Genomic DNA, 18,740 nt, shown 5'->3' on the forward strand with positions numbered 1-18,740 from the left:
TTCGTGCGCGTCGATATCGGTCGAGGGACGAGCAGAAAGGCTTGAGCGTGAACGACATGGAATTGCTTGAACTGAGAATTCATGGCGTCTTCAACACCCCTCCGGCGGAGATGCTCGAGGTGGAGAGCGACGGCGTCGTCAGGGTCGGCGGGGATACTCTGGGTTCCTTCTGGGCGCGTCGCACCGATCAGGCGAGGGGTGGCGTGGTCACGCCGGTGGCCTTTTCGTGGGGCGCCCAAGCCAGAACCGGCGGTGGCGCGACCCAGGCGATCGGTCGGGCCCTGGTGCATGTGGGATGGTTCCTTGTGCTGCCGTACGCGCTGGTGAACCTCGCCTACTGGACTCGAGAGATTCCGGCACAGGAAAGCGGTGAGCATCGAACGTGGGAAGGCGGCGTCGGCGCGGGAACTGTTCGACTCTTCGGGTTGATTCTCACTCTCATCGCGGTCGCAGCATTCTCCGCCGTCGCGATCGATCTGGTCGCCGTTCAGTGCTTCCGCCGCTTCGCGGAGGGCACCGACGCGGTCTGCGCCGCGCTCCCCTCCCTCTTCGACGGCTTGCGGGCGTTCGATGCCGACAGTCGAGCGGCCCTTCTCGGCCTCATCCCGATCGCCGTCGTATTCGTCCTGTACTGGATCGGCCGCCGCGGCCGAGTGCGATTCGACGCGCCTGTCGAGCAATTCGCGAAGGATATCGGCGGCAACCACGAAAAGGGATTGCCCCTCCTCTCGACGCGGGGGTTCTGGGCGGGCGCCCGCGTGAGGTCGACATCCGAGTGGCTGCACGTGGCGGCCTCCATCCTCCTCGTCCTCTTCCTGCTCGCCTTCGACGCCGCATTCCCGAAAGCGGACTGCGTGGCCGTTCCCGCAGACACTCTGACCCTCGCGTGCCTTGACGCACCGCGGATCGTGCCGCTCGTGTTCGCCGTCGGCGCCGTGGCCGGGATCGTCATCGTCGGTGTCTTTGTGGTGCTCGCCTCGAGCACACCGATGCGTGACGCGGAACCGCAGGCCGCTCGCCGGCGCATGCCGCGGTGGGTGCAGAATCGGATGAATCAGCCTCCGCACCGGCGGATCGACCAGAAGCGCTTTCATGCTCTCGTGTCTCTGGTCGTCGCTTCCTGCGCGTACGTCAGCTGGCTCATCTTGACCAGTTTCGTCTCCTTCGCGAACGAGCCGGGCGCGCAACCGCAGTTCACGGGCTTGATCGGAACGCCGATCGTGTTGATGACGCTGGCGCTGTTCCTTGCGCTGTCAGCGCTCAATTGGCGCCAAGCATCCCCGCGGCTCCGGACCGCTGGGTACACCTTCCTCTGGGTAGGCGGAATCGGCTTACTCGTGGGCGCGATCCTGCCGTCCGGGACGACGCAATGGCTTGTCACGTTTCTGGGTGCGGCCGTGGTGATCGCATTCCTGTTCTTCGTCCGCGGGTCGACGCGAGACGCGCGGGCGCTGACTCCCGTCCCCTGCGCGCCGGAGACCCCACCGTCCGCGGGGGCTGAGCCGCAGTTCCCGGCGCTTCGCTTCAGGGCGTGGGATGGTCACGGGGCGGCGGTGGCCATGATGCTCGCACTGTTCGTCTCCATGGCGCTGTCGAGCCTTCTCGTGCTGGGGCTCGCGGCCTGGCTGGGCGCACCGCAGCCGGCAGCGGCCGACCGTCTCTGGCGCACCCCTGCGGCACCGCCCTCGGCTGCGGAATGGAACATTCCCGACGCCTACGAACGGTTCGCCGTCGTACTGACGGTCATCGTGGGGCTGACCCTCATCCTCCTCATCGTCGTCGCTGTGTCGACGATGCGCCGACTCACGAAATACACGCTTCCGAAGCTGTCTTGGACGGCCGAAAAGGACTCCCGAGGCGAGCGCACGTTCGCGGAGCGCGGCGGTGTCGAAAGGCCCGATACGTCGGGGTACCCCGTCAAGCTGGAAGCGGAGGCCGAGCGGACTCGTCTCAGGGCGATGACCAGACGCACCTCACACCTTGCGCATCGCGGCGAACCGCTCTTCGCCTGGATCTCCGCCTTGGCGATGACCGGCTTCATCACACTGGCGTCGCCGGCCCTGTTCGACTTCGTCAAGGCGTGGCTCACCACGATCAAGCCGGGCCTGCCCGGTGAGATACGGACTATGACGACGGCCGTACTCGTTGCACTGGCCGTTCTGGCAGCCGGAGCGGTGGTCGCCAACGCCGTGTCCAGCGTTGACCGACCCCTGGGTGTGTTCTGGGATGTGGTCGCCTTCTTCCCCCGAGCCGGGCACCCCTTCGCCCCGCCGTGCTTCGCCGAGAGGACCGTACCCGAACTTGCCGAATACTCGCGAAGGTTCCTCAAAACGACCGAGACGCTGGGCAACGGGCGGCCTGTCGACCGCGCCATCATCATGACGGCGCACTCGATGGGCTCCACCATCGCGGCCGCGACCATCCTGTCGCTACGAGGCGAAACAGTCGGCTACGCACCGCACGACATACGCCTGCTTACGGATCGAATCGCGATGCTTTCGTACGGCAGCCAGCTCCGGGCCTACTTCAGTCGGTTCTTCCCCTCGGTCTTCGGGTGCCAGGTCCTGGGCGTGCCCGGCCTCCTGGGGCCCAGCCTGTTCGGGCTAGATCCATGGAAAAGGCAGGTCGAAGCTGAGTTTGCGTGCGCGCAGCTGTGTCCGCCGGACGCCAGCCCTCACAGTCTGACCGGAATGCTCGGCGCGAAAGGCAGGGAGGTGTCGAAGTGGCGCAACCTTTGGCGCCGGAGCGACTACCTCGGCTTCCCCGTGTACGCCTACCGAGACGAGGGGAACCCCGTTGACCGAGGCGCTTCTGAAACCGCTCCGGGCTACATGTGGCGAATCGCCACCCATTCGGACTACCTGGCGGTCGACCAACTCGCCCTGCAACGCGAGCACCTTGAGGCAGCGCTTCGGGCTGGCTGAGGTTCGCGTTGACATCAGTCGGCGCCGAGGTACCGACGGCGGGTTCCGGGACAGCGAGCCAACCCACCCCCCGCACAACAAACCGGCGCGTTCTCTCGTGGCGGGCCGGCGCGACGTGGTCAGACGACGAGGAAGTCGAGCAGTCGCTGGGGATCTTCGCGCACGTCGGCGGCCGGCGAGTCGAGCACGATCGCGCCCTTCTCCATGGCCAAGACGCGTGTGGCGAATTCCACGAGCGGCTGCGGGGATTGGTCCACCAGAACGATGATGACTCCGGCGCCGGCGATGTCGCGGAACGCCGCCAGCACGTCGCGCACGAGCGAGGGCTGCAGGCCTTGGGAGAACTCGTCGACGAGGATCGCCTTCTCCCCCGCCAGGATCGCGCGCGCGAGTCCGACCTGTTGTTTCTGCCCTCCGGAGAGGTCGCCGGCGTTGACGTTCATGCGCTCCCGGATCACGGGAAACAGAGCGGTGACATCCACCGGCGGCTCGTAGCCGCGACGTCGCGCCAGGGCGAGGTTCTCCGCGACCGTCAGGCGGGGAAAGACGCCCCGGTCATCGGGCAGGAACGACAGGCCGGCGCGCGCCGCGAGATCGGCGCGACCCGAACGAAGCGGCACTTCGTCCAGGAGCACCGTGCCGTCGATCGCGGGCAGCTGGCCGGCCAACGTGCGCATCACCGTGGTCTTGCCCATGCCGTTGCGGCCCAGCAATGCGATCACTTCCCCGGCGGCGATGGTCAGGTCCAGCCGCGGGACGACGGGGATCCCGTCGTAACCGGCCGCGAGCGCGTTCACCTCGATCACGTCACAACTCCCAAGTAGGCATCCTTCACATCGTCTCGCGCGGTGATCTCCTCCATCGTCCCCTCCGCGAGGAAGCGCCCGTTCGCGAGCACCACGACGCGGTCCGCGAGTTCGCGGACGATGTCCATGTCGTGTTCGATGATCACCAGCGTCGCGCCGGTCTCGGTCGCGACGCTGCGCAGAAGTCGCGCCAATGCAACGGACTCCTCGTGCGACAGACCAGCGGCCGGCTCGTCCAGGATGACGACCTCGGGCCCCCACACGAGCACCATCGCGAGCTCGAGCGACCGACGATCCGCCAGCGGCAGCTCGGCGGCGGACCGGCCGTCGTCGCGTTCGAACCGGGCGAGGGCTTCGGGAACCTCGCGCGGCTGGAGTGCTTCGCTGCGCGCGAGCCGGAGGTTGTCGGCCGGGGAGAGCTCTGTGAAGACGCTCGGGATCTGGAACACCTTGCCCATGCCGGCCAGGGCGCGACGGTGGATGCGCCAGCGGGTCGCGTCGGCGTCGAAGATCGCCACCGTACCGGCGGTAGGCGCGATGTCTCCGGCGACGATGTTCAGCAGCGTCGTCTTGCCGGCGCCGTTCGGCCCGATGATGCAGAGAACCTCCCCCGTCGGGACCATGAGGTCCACGCCCAGGAGCACCTTCGTCGCACCGAAGGACTTGCTGATGCCGCGGGCCTGCACCGCGAACTCCGTCTTCGCGGGCAGCTTGCGCCGCAGGATCGGGCCGGAGAGCCGCGCGTCCTGCCTCGCCGCACGGTAGGCGGGGATGCGGATGACGCGGCGCACGAGCCCGACGAGACCGCCCGGGGCGAACCGCACGACGATGAGGAAGATCACGCCGAGCACGAGCAGGTACCACGAGCCGATCGCCTCGCCGAGATACTGCTGACCCATGGTGACGATCACGGCTCCGGCGAAGGCGCCGATCAGCGTGCCGCGACCACCGACGGCCAGCCACACGAGCACCTGCGTGGAGAGCATGATGCCGCCGGCCGATGGCGAGACCAGGCCCATGACCGGAGCGGCGATCGCGCCCGCTGCCGCGGCCACGGCCGCGCTGACGACCAGCGCCGACAGCCGCGTGCCACGAACGTCGATGCCCAGGTGGGCTGCCCGGTCTGGATTGAGATTGACGGCGAGGGCTCGGCGGCCGAGGCGGCCGCGGAGCACGAAGAGCCAGACCACGGCGACGATCAGCAGCACCAGCGCGGCGGTGGTGTAGTAGTCGGGGATGAGCCCGCGGGAGCGTACGACGATGCCGTTGCTGCCGTTGGTCAGATCCGACCATGTGCGCGCGAGCTGCTCGAACAGCAGCGTCAGCGCGAGAGTGAGGATCGCCATCGTGGAGGGCAGGGCGCGGCGTCCGAGTCCCGCCAGTCCGATGACGACGGCAACGCCGACGGCGATGAGGATGCCGCACACCGCGCCGACGGCACCCGGCAGGTTGTGGCGTTCAGCGATGGCCCAGCCGTAGGCACCGAGTCCGAAGAACGCGGCGTGACCGATGCTCACGATCCCGGTGCGCCCCCACGCGATGTCCAGCCCGAAGGCGAACAAGCCGTAGACCAGCGCGAGCGTCAGCAGAGCGAGCGGGTACGGCGGCAGGATGAACGGGGCGAGCCCGAGCAGCCCTACGGCTGCGGCGAACCCGAGGGCTCGCCGCAGCCGTAGGCGCGGTTCGACGGAGTGCATCACGAGCAGGTGCGTGCCGTCGTGTCGTCGATCGGGTCGAGCACCTCGACGGTCGAGTAGACGCCGCCGTCGATCTGCACGAGAACCATGTCGCTGCTGACGTAGTGGTTGTCCTCACGGAACCCCAGGTCGCCCAGGAGCCCGTCCAGACGGATGGTCGACATCTGCTCGCTGATCGCGTCGGCGTCATAGCCGCCGGCCGCGTTGACGGCGGCAGCGATGAAGCGCACGGCTTCGTACGCGGTCGCGGCGATCGCAGAGATCGAGCCGTTGTCGCCGTGCTCCTCGCGGTAGGCCGCGACGAACGCCTCGTTCGCGGCGCCCGGCGTCTGGTCGGAGTACTGGAGAGCGGTCGTCCGTCCATCCAGGATGGGGCCGAGCGCGCCGTAGAACTCCTGCTGCGACGTGGTGCCGGTGACACCGCGGTCGGTGAGCAGCCCGAACTGGTCGGCCTGGTTCATGAACGACACGGCGTCGCCGCCGACGACGGCTGTCAGGATCCAGTCGGGGTCGGCGTTGCCGAGCTTGCCGATCACCGGCTGCCAGTCGGCCGTTCCCAGGGGGCTGTACTCCTCTGCGACGACCTCGCCGCCGTTCTCGGCGATGATCTCGCTGGCCACCGCGTGGTACGTGTGCGGGAAGATGTAGTCGTTTCCGACCAGCCCCACGCTCGGACCGTACTGCTCGATCATGTGCGGGATCAGGTCTTCGACCATCATGCGCTCGCTCGCGCCGAAGGGCCAGAAGTGCGGGCTGCAGTATTCGACCGTGCCGTTGACGACGGTCGAGAACGGCACATCCGCCTCGGCCGCGACCGATCCGGCCGCGACAGAGGTGTCACCGGCGATCGTTCCCAGCACGTAGTCCACGTCGTTCTGGCGGATGAGCTGCTGGGTCACCTGCGTGGAGGTCGCGGCATCCGATTTGTCGTCGACGACGACCAGTTCGATCGGGTGGCCGAGCACGCCGCCATCGGCGTTCACGGCCTCGATGCCGAGCTTGGCGCCCATGACCAGCGAGCTGCCCTCGAGCGAGGCGACACCGGTTGTGGGAGCGACCAGGCCGAGGCGGAAGGCGCGGTCTTCCGCACCTGCGGCGCCCTCGTCGGCGCCGCCGGCGAAGGATCCTCCACCGCACGCGGTGAGTGCCAACGTGGCGACGGCCAGTGCCGCGATTCCGGCGGTTGCGCGCCGCCTGTTCAGGCGACGCGCTGTCGAAGCGGTTTCCATAGTGTGAACCTCCAGTTGGGGCCTTGCGGCTGCAGGGCGATCAAGACGATGAGAGCGATGAAGAAGACGACGCCGGCGACTGTCTCGGGCAGGACCGTGCGCAGCCCGATGTCCAGCACGGCGACGACGAAGGCGCCGAAGATCGGCCCGCCGATGCTGCCGGGGCGACCGAGCAGCACGGCGAAGAACGTGGGCGCCAGCAGCGACACACCCACCTGCGGGGTGATGCCGAGCATGGGGCTCTGCAGGGCGCCGGCGAGCACCGCCAGCGCGGTGCCGACGGCGAAGGTGCCGGTGACCATGGCGCCGGTCGGGATGCCGAACCCGGCGGCCATCGCACGGTTGTCGATCGATGCGCGCAGCCGCAGTCCCAGGCTGGTCCGGTACATCACCAGCACAAGGCCGGCGAGGATCAGGAGCGAGACGGTCGCGCTGACCAGGCGGAAGATCGGGTAGTCGACCCCGAGGACCTCCACGGTGCCGGTGATGGGCACGGGAACGGACGCCGGCGTGGGTCCGAAGATCGCCTCGGCGGTCTGGCGCAGGACGATGCCGGTGCCCCACATGGCCAGGAGAGTGGCGAGCATGCCGTGTTCGTACAGGCGGCTGAGCAGTCCTCGCTCGATGAGCGCACCCAGGACCAGACCTCCGATGACGGCGAGGAGCAGCCGCAGCGGGAAGGCCACCGGGGTCAGCACGACCATGAGATAGGCGCCGACCATGGCCATATCGCCGTGGGCGACGTTCACCACGTTGAGCTGGCCGAAGATCAGCCCGAGGCCCCACGCCAGCAGGGCGTAGAAGCCGAAGGCGGTGAACACCGACAGCGCGAAGAGGACGAAGGGCTCCATCAGCTCACCAGGCGAGGACGGGGACGGGAAGGCGCTCCTGCAGTGCCAGGGCGATGGCAAGGGTCTCGGCGTCGGCGTCGCCGGGTCCGATGACCGACACCCCGACGGGCAGACCCGTGCGGCTCCCGATTCCTGCGGGGAGCGCGGCGACGGGGAAGCCTGTGACGTTCCAGGTCGCGGTGAAGGCGGTGAGCGGATCGGTGCCACCCATCGGGCGACCGGCGTCGTACCCGTGCCCGCGCAGGGGCGCGGTGGATGCCGCGGTCGGTTCGATCAGTGCGGCGATGCCGTTCTCGGCGAACCACCGTTGCCACACGGCAGTGACCCCGGCCCGGCGCTCCTGCGCGGCCAGGTAGACGTCGACGGTGATGGGCGGCAGGTCGTGCGCCAGGAACTCGCGCACGGACGGCCGGTACTCGCTCGCGCGGTCGGCGTACCGCGCGTGATACGTGCGCGCCTCGGCGAGGAAGATCGTGTCGTAGTCGGCTTTGGACAGATCCGGCGGCGCCGGGACGGTGACGACGGTCGCGCCGAGCTCCCACAGCGCCGCGACGGCCCGTTCCAGACCATCGCGCACATCCGGCTCGACGTCGACGAGGTCGGGACGGTCGGTCACCGCCACCCGGATGCCGCGCAGGTCCGCCACCCCCGGTGCCATGATGCCGGGCCGCGCGCCGACACCGAACGGGTCGCGAGAGCGCGGCGCCGCGCTGAGGACCTCGAGCGCGACGGCGCAGTCGTCGATCGTCCGGGCGATCGGGCCGGCGTGGTCGAGTGTCGTGGACAGCGGGATGACGCCGTCGGTCGGCACGCGACCGTACGTCGCCTTGAAGGAGGAGACCCCGACCAGTGCCGCGGGGATGCGGAGGGACCCGGCCGTGTCGGTGCCGAGCGCCAGGGGCACCATGCCGGCGGCGACCGCGGCGCCGGAGCCTCCGCTGGAACCGCCGGGGCTGTGAGCGAGGTTCCACGGGTTGCCGACCTGGTCGGTGGTGCCGCCGGCGGCGAATTCGTGCGTGTGGGTGTGCCCCATGTACACGGCGCCGGCGTCGGAGAGTGCCCCCCACGTAGCGCTGTCCGCGTCTACGGTCTCCGTCGCGCGGACGCGGCTCGAAGCGGTCAGCGGCTGTCCCGCGACGGCGAACAGATCCTTGACCCCGACGGGGATTCCCGCCAGCAGCGAGGGGTCGCCCTGCGCGATGCGCCTGTCCGCGGCATCCGCAGCATTCAGCGCGGAATCGCGGTCGAGACGCACCCACGCGTTGACCGCGTCCGGGCCTCCGTCGAAGTCGGGCTTTCCGCCGTTTCGCGCGTCGATCCTGTCGAAGGCGAGCGCCGTCAGATCGCGCGAGCTGAGGCTGCCGTCGCGCAGCTGTTCCGCCAGACGGCGGATTCCGGAATCCAGCGGATGAGCACCATTGTTCGACACATCTCGATCATGCGAGCGCGGGGTGATCCGTGCGCGGAAAATGAGAGAGCTGACCCGAATCTGTCGCAGATGAGCGGATCAGTGCGCGTGATGCACGGTACGCAGCAGTCGCTCGACGTCGACCTGCGGTGCCACGAAGCCTCCGACGATCGTTGCCAGCATGGGGCTGCGACGCTCCTTGTTGCGGATCGAGCCGACGAGCTCGACAGCGTCCCGGGGGTCGGCCCACCGGCGGACGGACCCCGAGGCGCGAGCGGCGTTCCAGAGTTCGTCGAACCGCGCGTCGAAGACCTCGCGCATCGGCGCGATCGCGGCGGGCGTCATGCCGACCTTCAACCCGGCGGCCTGGATGAACTGCGCGTCGTCGCTGACGAGTCGCGAGAATCGTTCGAGCACGAGGGTGATGTCGAAGACCGCCGCGCGGGGGCTGCGCGAGCCACGGGCCCACTCGCTCATGCGCTCCCACCGATCCACCGAGATGCCATCGACAAGCGCCTGCTTGTTGGGGAAGTGACGGTAGAGGGTCGCCGAGCTCACGCCGGCGCGATCGGCGATGTCGCGCGCGCTGATCTCATCGGTGCCGACCTGCGCGATGAGATCGCATGCGGCATCCAGCAACAGCATGCGATTCTGCTTGGCATCGCTGCGGAGCATCGGATGATTCCCCCTTGACGAACTGGTCAGTCACCCTACCATCGACGGCCCGATCCTACGGTTCTCGGCCCGCGGCGGTTCACTGTAACGAAACTCACAGCCCGCTTCCTACGCTTCGAGTATCGGTGGGTGAGATCACCCCGGCGGGCATCCGCCCCGCGGTACCAAGACCGGAGAGACCATGCGCACCCCCTTCACCCGCACCACGCTGATCGTCGCCGTAACCGCCGCGGCATTGCTCATGACAGCCTGCGCCGGGGCGACACCCGACGACACGGCCACGGGCACTGACGTCGCCGACGCCGACTCTGCGACGCGGAAACGGACCTCTGAACCGACGACGGGCGACGGGGACGGTTATGCCTTCGGCACCAGTCGCGACCAGCTCGCCACGGCGCTGGACCGAGCCTTCTCAACTGAGAACGGTAAGGCGCGGTGGGAAGGCGACACCCTCGTGCTCGCCGTCGACGGTGATGCGAGCGAGATGATGGCCGGTTTCACTCAATGCCGCGTGCTGCTCTCACTGCTGCAGGCAGACGATGTGAGTGTCATCGAATTCCCGAACGGTCAGGTCGCGTGCGCCGATGCGCTCGCGGAAGACTAGCGCGGCGCTCGGGGCGGTCGACTCTGCTGAGCGGAGGGAGGATCGTCTCGCCGTGTGGGGATACCGAGGGCTTCCATCCGCAGCGAGTACTCGACTCTTGCGGCGGCGGCCTGCCCGTGCGAGCCGACGCGGGCGAGGGCCTCGATGAGTCGTTCGTGGGCACGCTGGTCGTAACCGTCGAGCGCGAGGATGCGTCGATACGTCTCGATCGGGGTGAGGTGATCGTCGGCGGCAGCGGACGATTCCGCGAGGGCATGCGCCGCAGCGAAGAAAACGATATGGGCCTCGCGTCGCAGTTCTGCCGCCCACAGCTCTTCCTGGTCATCGGTCAGCGGGTCACCGTGATAGCTCGCAAGCACATCCCTCAGCCGTTCCCGACGGGTGGCCTCTGGCGCTGTCGAAACGAGCGCGGCGTTCGCCTCCGTGAGGAACTCTTCCACATCGACTCGGACCGCATCGAGCCGGAGCCGGATCAGCCCCTCACTGCTATCCAGGTAGGTGTCGCCGGGCAGCGTGCCGGTGGGGTCGAGCGCACGCCGCACGACCGTCGTGGCAACGGAGAATCGATTGGCCAGACGCTGAGCGGATTCATCCGGCCAGAGCAGGTGCATCACCGTTTCCCGGCTGACCGCCGCTCCACGACGCGCGACGAGGATCTTGAGAAGCTGCCGGGCCTTGCGCGACTGCCAACGGGCGACGGTGCCCTCCGCCGAGGTGACGGCGAAGTCGCCGAGCACGGTGATGCGCGGTGCCCGCCGGGGAACAGACGGCCGCGTCTGCGCGAGCCCACCGCGGGTCGCCGGTTTCAGCGAGGCGAGGACGGTGGATGCGGCACCCTCGATACCGTGCAGTTGAAGCGCGCGACCCGTTGCGGCTGCCTCCGCGGCCAGAAACAGCGCCTCGTCGTGATCCCCGGGCTGACAGCGATGTGCCAGCAGCTCGGCCAACTCCCACTGGGCTTCGGCGAGCCAGGGGTGGGCGCCGACGCGGGCGGCGCACTCGACAGCATTGCGGTAGTGCGAGATTGCAGCTTCCGCGTCGCCGAGAGCGGCCGCAAGCAGCCCGAGCGGGCGGGCAACAGTACCCCAGCAGGTCACGCCCAGTCCGATCGTCATCAGCCGATCCTCGAAAGGCAGGAGAGCGTCGTGCAGCTCTTGGGCCAAAGCGAGCTCATCCAGCTCTGCGGCGACCACCGCCAAGATGCACGACGTCGATAGCCAGTTGCGGTCAACGGGCAACTCCGCAATCGGAGGAAGGGCGAAGATCAAGGCCTGCGCAGCACTTCTGCGACCTTGTCGCAGCCACATCCACGCAAGAGACACCGCCCAGATCGGTTCGTGAGGTGCGAGTTGCCGCGCGACAAGGAAGGCAGGTTCGAGCTCCTCGACTCGCCCCTGTATCCACCGGATGATCGCCAGCTGGCCGACTCGCACACTCTGCGCGTCGGGATCGTTGCTTTCCAGGGCCACCGCGTAGGCGCGGTGTGCCATCTGTTCGGCAGTCTCGATGTGCCCGTCGAGCGTCGCCCGCAAGCAGCGGAACCAGGCGACGTGCCGACCGTCATTCAGCCACGGGAAGGTGGACATCAACGGTCCCACGGGGCAAAGAGCCTGATCGAGCTCGGCGATCTGACCGAGCTCGGCCAGAGCTGCCAGATGCAGGAAGTAGGCGGACGGAACGATCGACGACTCACCGGAATGCTGGGCGATCTCGAGCACCTCGAGGGTCATCGACAGCCGTTGCTCGGTGGCCGCACAAGACAAGTCCACCACGCACGCGGCCAGCAGAGACCAGGCCCGAGCGACGGCGCCACCTGCCTTCGCCGCCTCGTGCGCGGATTTTCGCGCAGCGTCGGCAGCGGCATCCGGGTCCGTGAAAACACGAGCGGCCGCAAGAATCGCGAGAAGACGGGCACGCACGTCGTGCTCATCAGTACTCACCTGCGCCAGCAGCACTTCCGCCGACTCTTGCTGCTCGAAGACGTCCCGCCCGGAGAAATTCAGCGCAATTCTCATGGTGTAGGACATACCTCACCGTAGCCACTTATGAGAGCCGACGTTAAGACCGCTCGAACCCCCTCCCGTAGGGTCACGGTGGCAGTCACTCGAGGGAGTTCTGCGTCGCGCAGCCCATGAGGCGACCGTCGCTCCCTCTCTCCACCACGTGAGCTCCCCCGCTCTCTCCCGAAGGATTCATCATGCGCGCACCACGTCACACGATCCCATCACTCGGCGCAGTCGCCCTGCTGATCCTCGCGCTGAGCGGTTGCGCGGGCGCAGGGGCGAACACCGGTGCCCCCTCGTCGGCAGGCGAGCCCTCCGACCCACCTCGGAACGTCGACGCAGCCCAGTCCCCCACCGCCCGGAACGGCGAGGCGACCTTCTCTGCGGGCGGCCGTGACTTCACCATCGATCTGGCCGTGTGCTCGGTGTATGAGGCCGGCGATGTGCTGCTGGGCGGACCCGCGAACGAAGTGGGCACCGACGCGACGGGCTATCTCGACGGAGACTCCACCGTGCTCGATTCGCAGGCATACGGGGAGTTCCGCATCGATATCGGTGCGGACGGCCCGCTCCAATCCACCGATGATTTCCTTGCCCTGGGTAACTCGCTCGGCGGTGCGTTCGCCCTCTCGGACGACGGTGCCGGATACCTGATCACTGCGAGCGCCTGGAACGCGCAGGGAGACGACCTCGGTGAAGCGACACTCGCCTTCACCTGTTCGTGATCGGTGACCGGGGTCCCGTAGGCCGCGAAGAATTCGTTCTGGTGGCCCTCGCCAAAGTTCCCGTCCAGACTCATTGACGCGATCGCGAGATCAGCCCATCGGTCGCCGACGGCGAGTTCGCCGAAATCCACGTTGCCGACCCATGCGCCGTCATGGGAGAGGCTCGGGATGAAGCGTGAAGACGACGTCGGGCACGGGATCATCCCGCTGATCAGACGCTTCCGGCATCACCGCATGCCACTCGCGATGCGATGATCCGCCGAGGAGGGACGAGCACGAACCGCGAATCGGACAGGGGTACCGTGAGGCCATGCCACGCCTCGATGCCGTTTGTCCCTCGCGGAGGGTCGGCGCCCTCGTCGCAGCGATGGTCGCCGCGTCGCTTCTCACCGCATGTGCTCAGGCGTATCCGATCTCTCGCGCGCCGGACGGCGATCCCATCCAGGCCGCGAGGGAGCTTCCGGATGCCCCCGATGCGGTTCGAGATGGTGCGGCCGCGGGCAGCTGCGGCGAGTTTGCTCTTGGCCAAGGAGGAAACTTGCCGACCGAGGCGGTGCAATGCCTAACACGTGCTGCTTCCACGGGCGAGGATGCCGAGCTGGCGTGGACCTACCCGACCACTGAAGGCGATCCTATGGTCTACTTCGCGTTTGTTGCGGATGGAGACGACGAGGTGACCGTCTTCACGACAAACGCGTTCGACTCATTTGGTGGAGATCCCACCTGGACGACGAACTCGTGCATCGATGCGATCGTTGCCACCAGCCCGCTGGGGTGCTCGGCACGATCGGAGAGCGGGGAACGAAGCGCGACCCCGAACTCGCTGGCCTGCGATCCGGGCGTGGTGCGTCGACGAGACCGACCTTGACATCGATCGGGAATCTCCTGTCGACTAATGATTGGTCATACACCCCTCAATTTGAGGGCGATGAGGGAGTCTGCTCAAACCCTGGAGGGAATTGAGCCTTCTGTGTCGGCATTCGCTGCGAATTGTGGTTGCACGTATCTGATTGTCTACAGAGGGACTCGAACACGTTTTGAGCATTTTGCATAGCTGCGTGGAACGACAGTTTTCCGCGTAATCACGCGGGTTTTGGCGGTCTCGCCGACATCGGGCGACGTCCGAAAACAGCTAGTTGGAAATGGAATGCGGGCAAAAAGCGGGCAAGACACGCCGGTCATGGAGCGGCTCTCCGACTGATGCCAGAAACGGATGCGGGCAAACTTCTATCTGCCCCCTAGAATCTGGCCAGATTTGCGCACTTTGCTCCGTTCGACGGGATCTGTGGCGCAGAGTGCCAACAGGGCGTTCGATGCACCAGATTGTCGTCAACGCCCGATGGAGGGGCCCGACGCAGTGCCCGGGAGTTGGTGCGGGCGCGTCCGCTCCTCGTCATCGGCCCGCATTCGGTTGTACGTCTCGCGCGTAATCAGGTCCTCGGCGAGGCCGGCTTCGCGCGCGCGAGCCATCATGCGAGTCGCAGTACTGACGCTCACGCCGAGTTGCTCCGACACGAGCTTGAGGGGGGCAAGGTTCACCGTCGCCGCCAGCCGGTAGAGCGTCACAGCCTCACGCACCGTCTCCTCGTACTTGCGATCTGCGCGCGTCTTCACGTCCGCGATGTACTCACTGAAGGACTCCGGCTTGCCCGCCTCACGCGTCACAGTGACCACGCGCATGGATGACAGCGTGACGAGGTACTGAACGCGCACATCGCGAAGCGCGGCGGCAGTCACCTCGTCACCCTCTCCCGTGCGATCGAGGCGGACCGATGCGGCGGCTGTGCGCCGCAGCTGTTCGTCAAACACCACGTGAAGGCGGATCGCTCCCGCGACGTTCGGCTCGCCGGTGGCGACGGCGTCCCACGCCTTCGGGATGCTGACGCCGTCGCCGACGCTGATCCGCGCACTGTCCGTCACCTCGACGAGAACGTCACTCATGCCGCGAGCCTTTCATGATTCTGGCCCCCTGAGCAATATGTGTCGCGGATTGCTCACGACAGGAGTACGGTGTGGGCAAGTGATGACATGCATTGCTCACCGAGAGGAGAAGGACATGAACAGGACAGACAACTCGCTGGCGCTGACGATGAAGGATGCCGCCAAGCTCGTCGGTGTCGACTACCGCACGATCAAGCTCGGCATCGAGAACGGGACCATTCCCACGGTCCAGCTCGGCCCGCGCCGGATGATCCCCCGCGTCCCGTTGCTGCGCGCATTCGGCGTCAACGCCTGAACAAGCGGCTCGGCTCAAGCAACGGAAACCGCCCGTTCGCTCAGGATCGCTATCCGGGCATCGCGCCTGAGCGAGAAGACGGTACGCGGGCCTTCTGCCCGACGCTCGCACGCTGCTTGCGCGTGTGAAGCACGCGTGACGAGGTCCAGAGGGGCCCGACTCAAGCCCCTCGCCGTCGCAGTATCTCTGTTTCGCCCCTGCGTGTTATCCCCAAGGGTCAGCGCTGGCTAGGCTCTCGCCGAGACGAGGAGGCGATATGGGCTACACGATCGAATGGCAGTCCAGGGACCGTGAGATTCGAAAGAGCTCGCATGGCACGATTGACGATGCGAAGTTTTCGCTTGTTGAAATGCCAGCCAACGCAGCGATCTACGAAGGCGACTCGCCGGTAGGCGGGACGGTGGTCGCAGTCTGGGACCACCACGAGGCATGGATTGACGTCGAACACGTCTCAAAGCTTGGGTGGTGGCAGGAGGTCCCACAGGGAGTACGGGACTGGATGATGGACAACCCGAGAGCAGGGATGCCCTACGGGGTGTGGGACGCCGTCGTGCGTGCGGGTGGGGCGATCACCGGGATGGAGTGGCGGTATAGCGAGCTTTCCGGCGACCTCCACCTCATCATCGCTGACGAGGACTGGAGTACGGCCCTAAACGATCTAGACGAGTCGGGCGGGTACTGAACAGCGGATCACGCCGCGCTATTCCGACCGGTCATTGCCTCTCGTAGATGTGCCGCATGGTGTCCGCGTGCGCGGCTATCACCTTTGGCGGGTCTTCTGAGATGAAGCGCGCCACGAGTGGGACGCCCCCGTTGCGAAGCTTCGCTATGAGCTGGCCATGCGCTTGTTGGACTAGAAAACGCGCCGTCCGTCGGCGTACGTGGTGATCCCAACCGGGCACTGCGCGCGAGCGGAGGGACGCGCGCGGCGACGACCAGACCGAAAGCGGGTGCTCGTCGCGCCGCATTCGGACGAGTTCCGTCGGACGGTGCCAGCAGCCCACCTGCCACTGTGCAAAGCCGAAACTGAAACGCTGTGGCGCGGTTCGCACTTCTCACGCGATCGCCTTCGCTACCGTCGGAGGATGGCCATATCGGACGCGACGAGGAAGGTGCTATGGGCGCGCAGTCACAACCGCTGTGCAATCTGTCGGGCTCTCCTCGCTGTTGACGCAGATAGCGCCGACCTCCCGTGGTTGATCCTCGGCGAGGAGGCACACATCATCACCCGAAAGCCCGGCGGGCCCCGTGGGATGGAGGGTGATCGCGCGCGGCCTTACGAGTACGAGAACTTGATCCTCTTGTGTGCCGACGATCATAAGCGCGTTGACCTCCAGCCCGACGTGTACCGCGCTGCTGATCTTCGTGGATGCAAGCTCGCCCATGAACGATGGGCGGAAGAGAAGTTCGCCGGCGAGGCAGAGGAGCCCATACGCCTAGTCAAAGCACCGGATGAGGACTCGATACCGATGCAGCCGGTTGCGACTGGTGCCGCGGGATGGGGCCTCCTAGTCGGATCTGGACTGTAATTCATGCGCTCGATCGAAGACGACTCGGATCCGGGGACCTCGGACGCTGCCGACGAGTTCCTCTCCAACGCCCGCGATTATGGCGACATCTCGGAGGAAATACTCGCTGGGGGGTTCAGCGCGGTGCGCGAGGCTCAGCGGTCCCTCCAGGAGATGCTAATGGGACCCTGGGAACGCGACCTGTTTGTGTACGATCGCCGGGTGACGCGGACGCTCACTGGGGGCAAAGGTGCTCCGACTCCGTTCGCTGCCACCCACCTCATCGCGCTCGCTTCCGACGAGGTAGGTGAGCACGGCGGGTTCGCCGAAGACTCGCCGCAACCATAGGTGGCTGCCGAAGGTACGATCCGTACACGGGCATTGCTCGTTTGTGGGACGTCGCGGGTGTTTCGCAGCGTTGCCACACCAGGACTCTTCGTTTCTCGGCGGCCGGCAAGTCGCGCCACACTTGGTCCATGGAGATCGCACTTCTCGTCCTTGAGTATCTGAAGGTACTCGTGTGGCCCGCCGTTGTGATGGTCGGCATCCTGATATTCCGGCGCAGTCTGCGTGCCCTTATCAGCCGCATTCGCAAGGGGTCCGGGTGGGGCGTCGCAATCGAGCTAGAGGGTGACGCTGATCAGCTCGCTGCGGAATCAGTCCAGTTGCCCGAGCTGAAGGGAAAAACCCATTCTCAAACTGAAGATCCACCGCAGGGATCGGACCGCGAGAGTCGGCTTGGAAGGGTCCTTACAGCCTGGTCCGCAGTGGAGCGAGAAGCCGCGGCCCTGGCCAGCAGACTCGGACTGATACCTCGGACAAACCTGGGCGTTCTCTCACGAGAGCTCTTGGCCAAAGATCTGGTATCTGGCGAAACCGCCAAGGTGATGAACGGTCTCCAACAATTGAGGAATCGAATCGTCCACACCGCGGACACCGTGGATCTTACAGATGCCACCGTGGAGGACTTCGTCTTGACAAGTCGGAACCTCTCCGGCGTTCTTTCTGCCCTGCAGCCGCCGAAGCCGGTCGACTAACTCGCCGACCCGCCGCGAGGCACCGGGACCCCAATCCCTGCACGGGCAGTGCCCGCGGGTGGGGCGGTGCCGTGGAGGGATACTTGCTCAACGGCCAGTCCGTACCGCGTTCGCAATGAGATTGTCTGGGTTCGATCAGGCGTCGCAGCCGGGGGGCACGTGTAGTCGCAGCGTTGAGGTACGGTCTCGGTCATGACTGAGGACATGTCTGCGGCGCAAGGCACCCTTGTGGCACTGGGGAGCATGACCCGGTTTCCCGGACGGTTCTTGTGTGTTGATCATGCCGCGATTTCAGCGGCGTTGTGAAGGGCTTCGTCGACGAGGCTGAGGTTGTCGAGGCTGGTGTGTCGGCGGAGGGGGTTACAGAAGCCCTCGATCCACTCGAACATGGCCGACGCGAGTTGCGCCCTGGAGTCCCAGGTGGTGCGGTCGAGGAGCTCGCGTTGCATCGTCGACCAGCCCGAGCCGCAGCTCGGCGAGCACCCGCGGGGTGCCGTGGGTTGCCCGGGAGTCGGCGTGGATGCGGCTGATCGCGACCGTCAGCTCGGCGTCGGCGATGGCCCGCGCAGATGGTGGTCGGTCTCGTCAGTCGTAGTAGTCGGAGGTCGAGATGTTCAGGGACCGGCAGGCCACCGCGAACGGGGACACCGTCGGCGGCAAGCTCCTGGACCAGCCGGAACCCCATTCTGGGAGCACGTTCTCGCTGGCGAAGTACGCCGAGGCGCGCTTGGTGATCTCGATCTCCGTCTCCAGCACGCGGTTCCGCCGCCGCAACTCGACGAGTTCCTTGTGCTCATCGGTGGTCAGGCCGGGCTTGCGCCCGGTGTCGACCGCGTCCCGGTTCATCCAGTTCCGAAGACAGGATTCGCTGATCCCGAGATCACGGGCGGTCTGACTCACCGGGTTTCCCTGCGCGACAAGATCCAGGGCTCGTCGCCGGAACTCCGGCGGGTGGGCAGCAGGCATCTCAAGGACTCCTCTCTGAGACGATCATCGCCTCAACTCGGTATCCGGAAAAGCGGGTCAGGCTCCGTCAG

At 66.7% G+C, this 18,740-nt stretch carries 19 protein-coding genes; 9 read left to right on the forward strand and 10 right to left on the reverse strand.

The window, feature by feature from the left end; translation table 11 throughout:
• The first annotated feature begins 47 nt into the window (after window positions 1–47).
• Window positions 48–2,924 carry a hypothetical protein gene (locus tag ABD655_RS12820; protein ID WP_344714484.1) on the forward strand — a complete coding sequence of 959 codons (2,877 nt, stop codon included), beginning with the start codon at window positions 48–50 and terminating at the stop codon, window positions 2,922–2,924.
• Window positions 2,925–3,043: 119 nt separating this feature from the next.
• On the opposite strand, the gene ABD655_RS12825 is transcribed toward ABD655_RS12820, so the two are convergent.
• The 6 genes from ABD655_RS12825 to ABD655_RS12850 form a co-directional block, all read right to left on the reverse strand.
• Window positions 3,044–3,730, reverse strand: a complete 687-nt coding sequence (locus ABD655_RS12825; RefSeq protein ID WP_344714486.1) for an ABC transporter ATP-binding protein — start codon at window positions 3,728–3,730, stop codon at window positions 3,044–3,046.
• Window positions 3,727–5,427 carry a branched-chain amino acid ABC transporter ATP-binding protein/permease gene (locus ABD655_RS12830; RefSeq protein WP_344715850.1) on the reverse strand — a complete coding sequence of 567 codons (1,701 nt, stop codon included), beginning with the start codon at window positions 5,425–5,427 and terminating at the stop codon, window positions 3,727–3,729. The genes ABD655_RS12825 and ABD655_RS12830 overlap by 4 nt, the downstream gene beginning before the upstream one ends.
• Entirely contained in the window at window positions 5,427–6,656 is a 1,230-nt protein-coding gene (locus ABD655_RS12835; protein ID WP_344714488.1) for an ABC transporter substrate-binding protein, read from the reverse strand. Before ABD655_RS12835 ends, ABD655_RS12830 begins: the two co-directional genes overlap by 1 nt.
• The gene (locus ABD655_RS12840) at window positions 6,626–7,507 is read right to left on the reverse strand and encodes a branched-chain amino acid ABC transporter permease (RefSeq protein ID WP_344714490.1); all 882 of its coding nucleotides are present in this window, start codon (window positions 7,505–7,507) and stop codon (window positions 6,626–6,628) included. The genes ABD655_RS12835 and ABD655_RS12840 overlap by 31 nt, the downstream gene beginning before the upstream one ends.
• A gap of 4 nt (window positions 7,508–7,511) precedes the next feature.
• A complete protein-coding gene (locus ABD655_RS12845) occupies window positions 7,512–8,936 on the reverse strand; it encodes an amidase (RefSeq protein WP_344714491.1) in 1,425 nt (474 codons plus the stop codon).
• Window positions 8,937–9,014: 78 nt separating this feature from the next.
• Entirely contained in the window at window positions 9,015–9,590 is a 576-nt protein-coding gene (locus ABD655_RS12850; protein ID WP_344714492.1) for a TetR/AcrR family transcriptional regulator, read from the reverse strand.
• A gap of 181 nt (window positions 9,591–9,771) precedes the next feature.
• Here ABD655_RS12850 and ABD655_RS12855 point away from each other — a divergent pair, with 181 nt between their 5' ends.
• The gene (locus ABD655_RS12855; RefSeq protein WP_344714493.1) at window positions 9,772–10,194 is read left to right on the forward strand and encodes a hypothetical protein; all 423 of its coding nucleotides are present in this window, start codon (window positions 9,772–9,774) and stop codon (window positions 10,192–10,194) included.
• On the opposite strand, the gene ABD655_RS12860 is transcribed toward ABD655_RS12855, so the two are convergent.
• On the reverse strand, window positions 10,191–12,221 hold the full coding sequence (locus tag ABD655_RS12860; RefSeq protein ID WP_344714494.1) for an AfsR/SARP family transcriptional regulator: 2,031 nt from the start codon (window positions 12,219–12,221) through the stop codon (window positions 10,191–10,193). The two genes, ABD655_RS12855 and ABD655_RS12860, sit on opposite strands and share 4 nt — an antisense overlap.
• A gap of 170 nt (window positions 12,222–12,391) precedes the next feature.
• Here ABD655_RS12860 and ABD655_RS12865 point away from each other — a divergent pair, with 170 nt between their 5' ends.
• Together ABD655_RS12865 and ABD655_RS12870 are read left to right on the forward strand one after the other, a co-directional pair.
• Entirely contained in the window at window positions 12,392–12,922 is a 531-nt protein-coding gene (locus ABD655_RS12865; RefSeq protein WP_344714495.1) for a hypothetical protein, read from the forward strand.
• A 310-nt stretch (window positions 12,923–13,232) separates the two neighbouring features.
• On the forward strand, window positions 13,233–13,790 hold the full coding sequence (locus tag ABD655_RS12870) for a hypothetical protein (RefSeq protein ID WP_344714497.1): 558 nt from the start codon (window positions 13,233–13,235) through the stop codon (window positions 13,788–13,790).
• Between the two features lie 461 nt (window positions 13,791–14,251).
• Here ABD655_RS12870 and ABD655_RS12875 read toward each other — a convergent pair whose 3' ends face one another.
• Entirely contained in the window at window positions 14,252–14,863 is a 612-nt protein-coding gene (locus tag ABD655_RS12875) for a helix-turn-helix domain-containing protein (RefSeq protein WP_344714499.1), read from the reverse strand.
• A gap of 115 nt (window positions 14,864–14,978) precedes the next feature.
• On the opposite strand from ABD655_RS12875, the gene ABD655_RS12880 reads away from it, so the two are divergent.
• The 5 genes from ABD655_RS12880 to ABD655_RS12900 all read left to right on the forward strand — a co-directional run bounded on the left by ABD655_RS12880 (window position 14,979) and on the right by ABD655_RS12900 (window position 17,703).
• A complete protein-coding gene (locus ABD655_RS12880; RefSeq protein ID WP_344714501.1) occupies window positions 14,979–15,158 on the forward strand; it encodes a MerR family transcriptional regulator in 180 nt (59 codons plus the stop codon).
• Between the two features lie 256 nt (window positions 15,159–15,414).
• Window positions 15,415–15,840, forward strand: coding sequence for a hypothetical protein (locus ABD655_RS12885; protein WP_344714503.1), 426 nt, complete (start codon window positions 15,415–15,417; stop codon window positions 15,838–15,840).
• A 403-nt stretch (window positions 15,841–16,243) separates the two neighbouring features.
• The gene (locus ABD655_RS12890; RefSeq protein ID WP_344714505.1) at window positions 16,244–16,687 is read left to right on the forward strand and encodes an HNH endonuclease; all 444 of its coding nucleotides are present in this window, start codon (window positions 16,244–16,246) and stop codon (window positions 16,685–16,687) included.
• A gap of 3 nt (window positions 16,688–16,690) precedes the next feature.
• Entirely contained in the window at window positions 16,691–17,014 is a 324-nt protein-coding gene (locus ABD655_RS12895) for a hypothetical protein (protein ID WP_344714506.1), read from the forward strand.
• Between the two features lie 128 nt (window positions 17,015–17,142).
• On the forward strand, window positions 17,143–17,703 hold the full coding sequence (locus ABD655_RS12900) for a hypothetical protein (protein WP_344714507.1): 561 nt from the start codon (window positions 17,143–17,145) through the stop codon (window positions 17,701–17,703).
• 278 nt (window positions 17,704–17,981) lie between these two features.
• Here the strand turns inward: ABD655_RS12900 and ABD655_RS12905 are convergent, their stop codons facing one another.
• Complete coding sequence (locus ABD655_RS12905; RefSeq protein ID WP_344714508.1) at window positions 17,982–18,152, reverse strand: hypothetical protein; 171 nt, start codon at window positions 18,150–18,152, stop codon at window positions 17,982–17,984.
• Between the two features lie 136 nt (window positions 18,153–18,288).
• Window positions 18,289–18,669, reverse strand: coding sequence for a transposase (locus ABD655_RS12910; RefSeq protein WP_344714509.1), 381 nt, complete (start codon window positions 18,667–18,669; stop codon window positions 18,289–18,291).
• Window positions 18,670–18,740 lie beyond the last annotated feature (71 nt).

Source organism: Microbacterium terregens (assembly GCF_039534975.1).
In the GTDB taxonomy this organism is placed as follows: domain Bacteria; phylum Actinomycetota; class Actinomycetes; order Actinomycetales; family Microbacteriaceae; genus Microbacterium; species Microbacterium terregens.

Excerpts from the sequence above, each read along its gene's own strand:
- ABD655_RS12830 (WP_344715850.1), bottom strand. The coding sequence starts at position 5,427 with ATGCACTCCGTCGAACCGCGCCTACGGCTGCGGCGAGCCCTCGGGTTC.
- ABD655_RS12835 (WP_344714488.1), bottom strand. The coding sequence starts at position 6,656 with ATGGAAACCGCTTCGACAGCGCGTCGCCTGAACAGGCGGCGCGCAACC.
- ABD655_RS12840 (WP_344714490.1), bottom strand. The coding sequence starts at position 7,507 with ATGGAGCCCTTCGTCCTCTTCGCGCTGTCGGTGTTCACCGCCTTCGGC.
- ABD655_RS12850 (WP_344714492.1), bottom strand. The coding sequence starts at position 9,590 with ATGCTCCGCAGCGATGCCAAGCAGAATCGCATGCTGTTGCTGGATGCC.
- ABD655_RS12855 (WP_344714493.1), top strand. The coding sequence starts at position 9,772 with ATGCGCACCCCCTTCACCCGCACCACGCTGATCGTCGCCGTAACCGCC.
- ABD655_RS12860 (WP_344714494.1), bottom strand. The coding sequence starts at position 12,221 with ATGTCCTACACCATGAGAATTGCGCTGAATTTCTCCGGGCGGGACGTC.
- ABD655_RS12865 (WP_344714495.1), top strand. The coding sequence starts at position 12,392 with ATGCGCGCACCACGTCACACGATCCCATCACTCGGCGCAGTCGCCCTG.
- ABD655_RS12870 (WP_344714497.1), top strand. The coding sequence starts at position 13,233 with ATGCCACGCCTCGATGCCGTTTGTCCCTCGCGGAGGGTCGGCGCCCTC.
- ABD655_RS12875 (WP_344714499.1), bottom strand. The coding sequence starts at position 14,863 with ATGAGTGACGTTCTCGTCGAGGTGACGGACAGTGCGCGGATCAGCGTC.
- ABD655_RS12880 (WP_344714501.1), top strand. The coding sequence starts at position 14,979 with ATGAACAGGACAGACAACTCGCTGGCGCTGACGATGAAGGATGCCGCC.
- ABD655_RS12885 (WP_344714503.1), top strand. The coding sequence starts at position 15,415 with ATGGGCTACACGATCGAATGGCAGTCCAGGGACCGTGAGATTCGAAAG.
- ABD655_RS12890 (WP_344714505.1), top strand. The coding sequence starts at position 16,244 with ATGGCCATATCGGACGCGACGAGGAAGGTGCTATGGGCGCGCAGTCAC.
- ABD655_RS12895 (WP_344714506.1), top strand. The coding sequence starts at position 16,691 with ATGCGCTCGATCGAAGACGACTCGGATCCGGGGACCTCGGACGCTGCC.
- ABD655_RS12900 (WP_344714507.1), top strand. The coding sequence starts at position 17,143 with ATGGAGATCGCACTTCTCGTCCTTGAGTATCTGAAGGTACTCGTGTGG.
- ABD655_RS12905 (WP_344714508.1), bottom strand. The coding sequence starts at position 18,152 with ATGCAACGCGAGCTCCTCGACCGCACCACCTGGGACTCCAGGGCGCAA.
- ABD655_RS12910 (WP_344714509.1), bottom strand. The coding sequence starts at position 18,669 with ATGCCTGCTGCCCACCCGCCGGAGTTCCGGCGACGAGCCCTGGATCTT.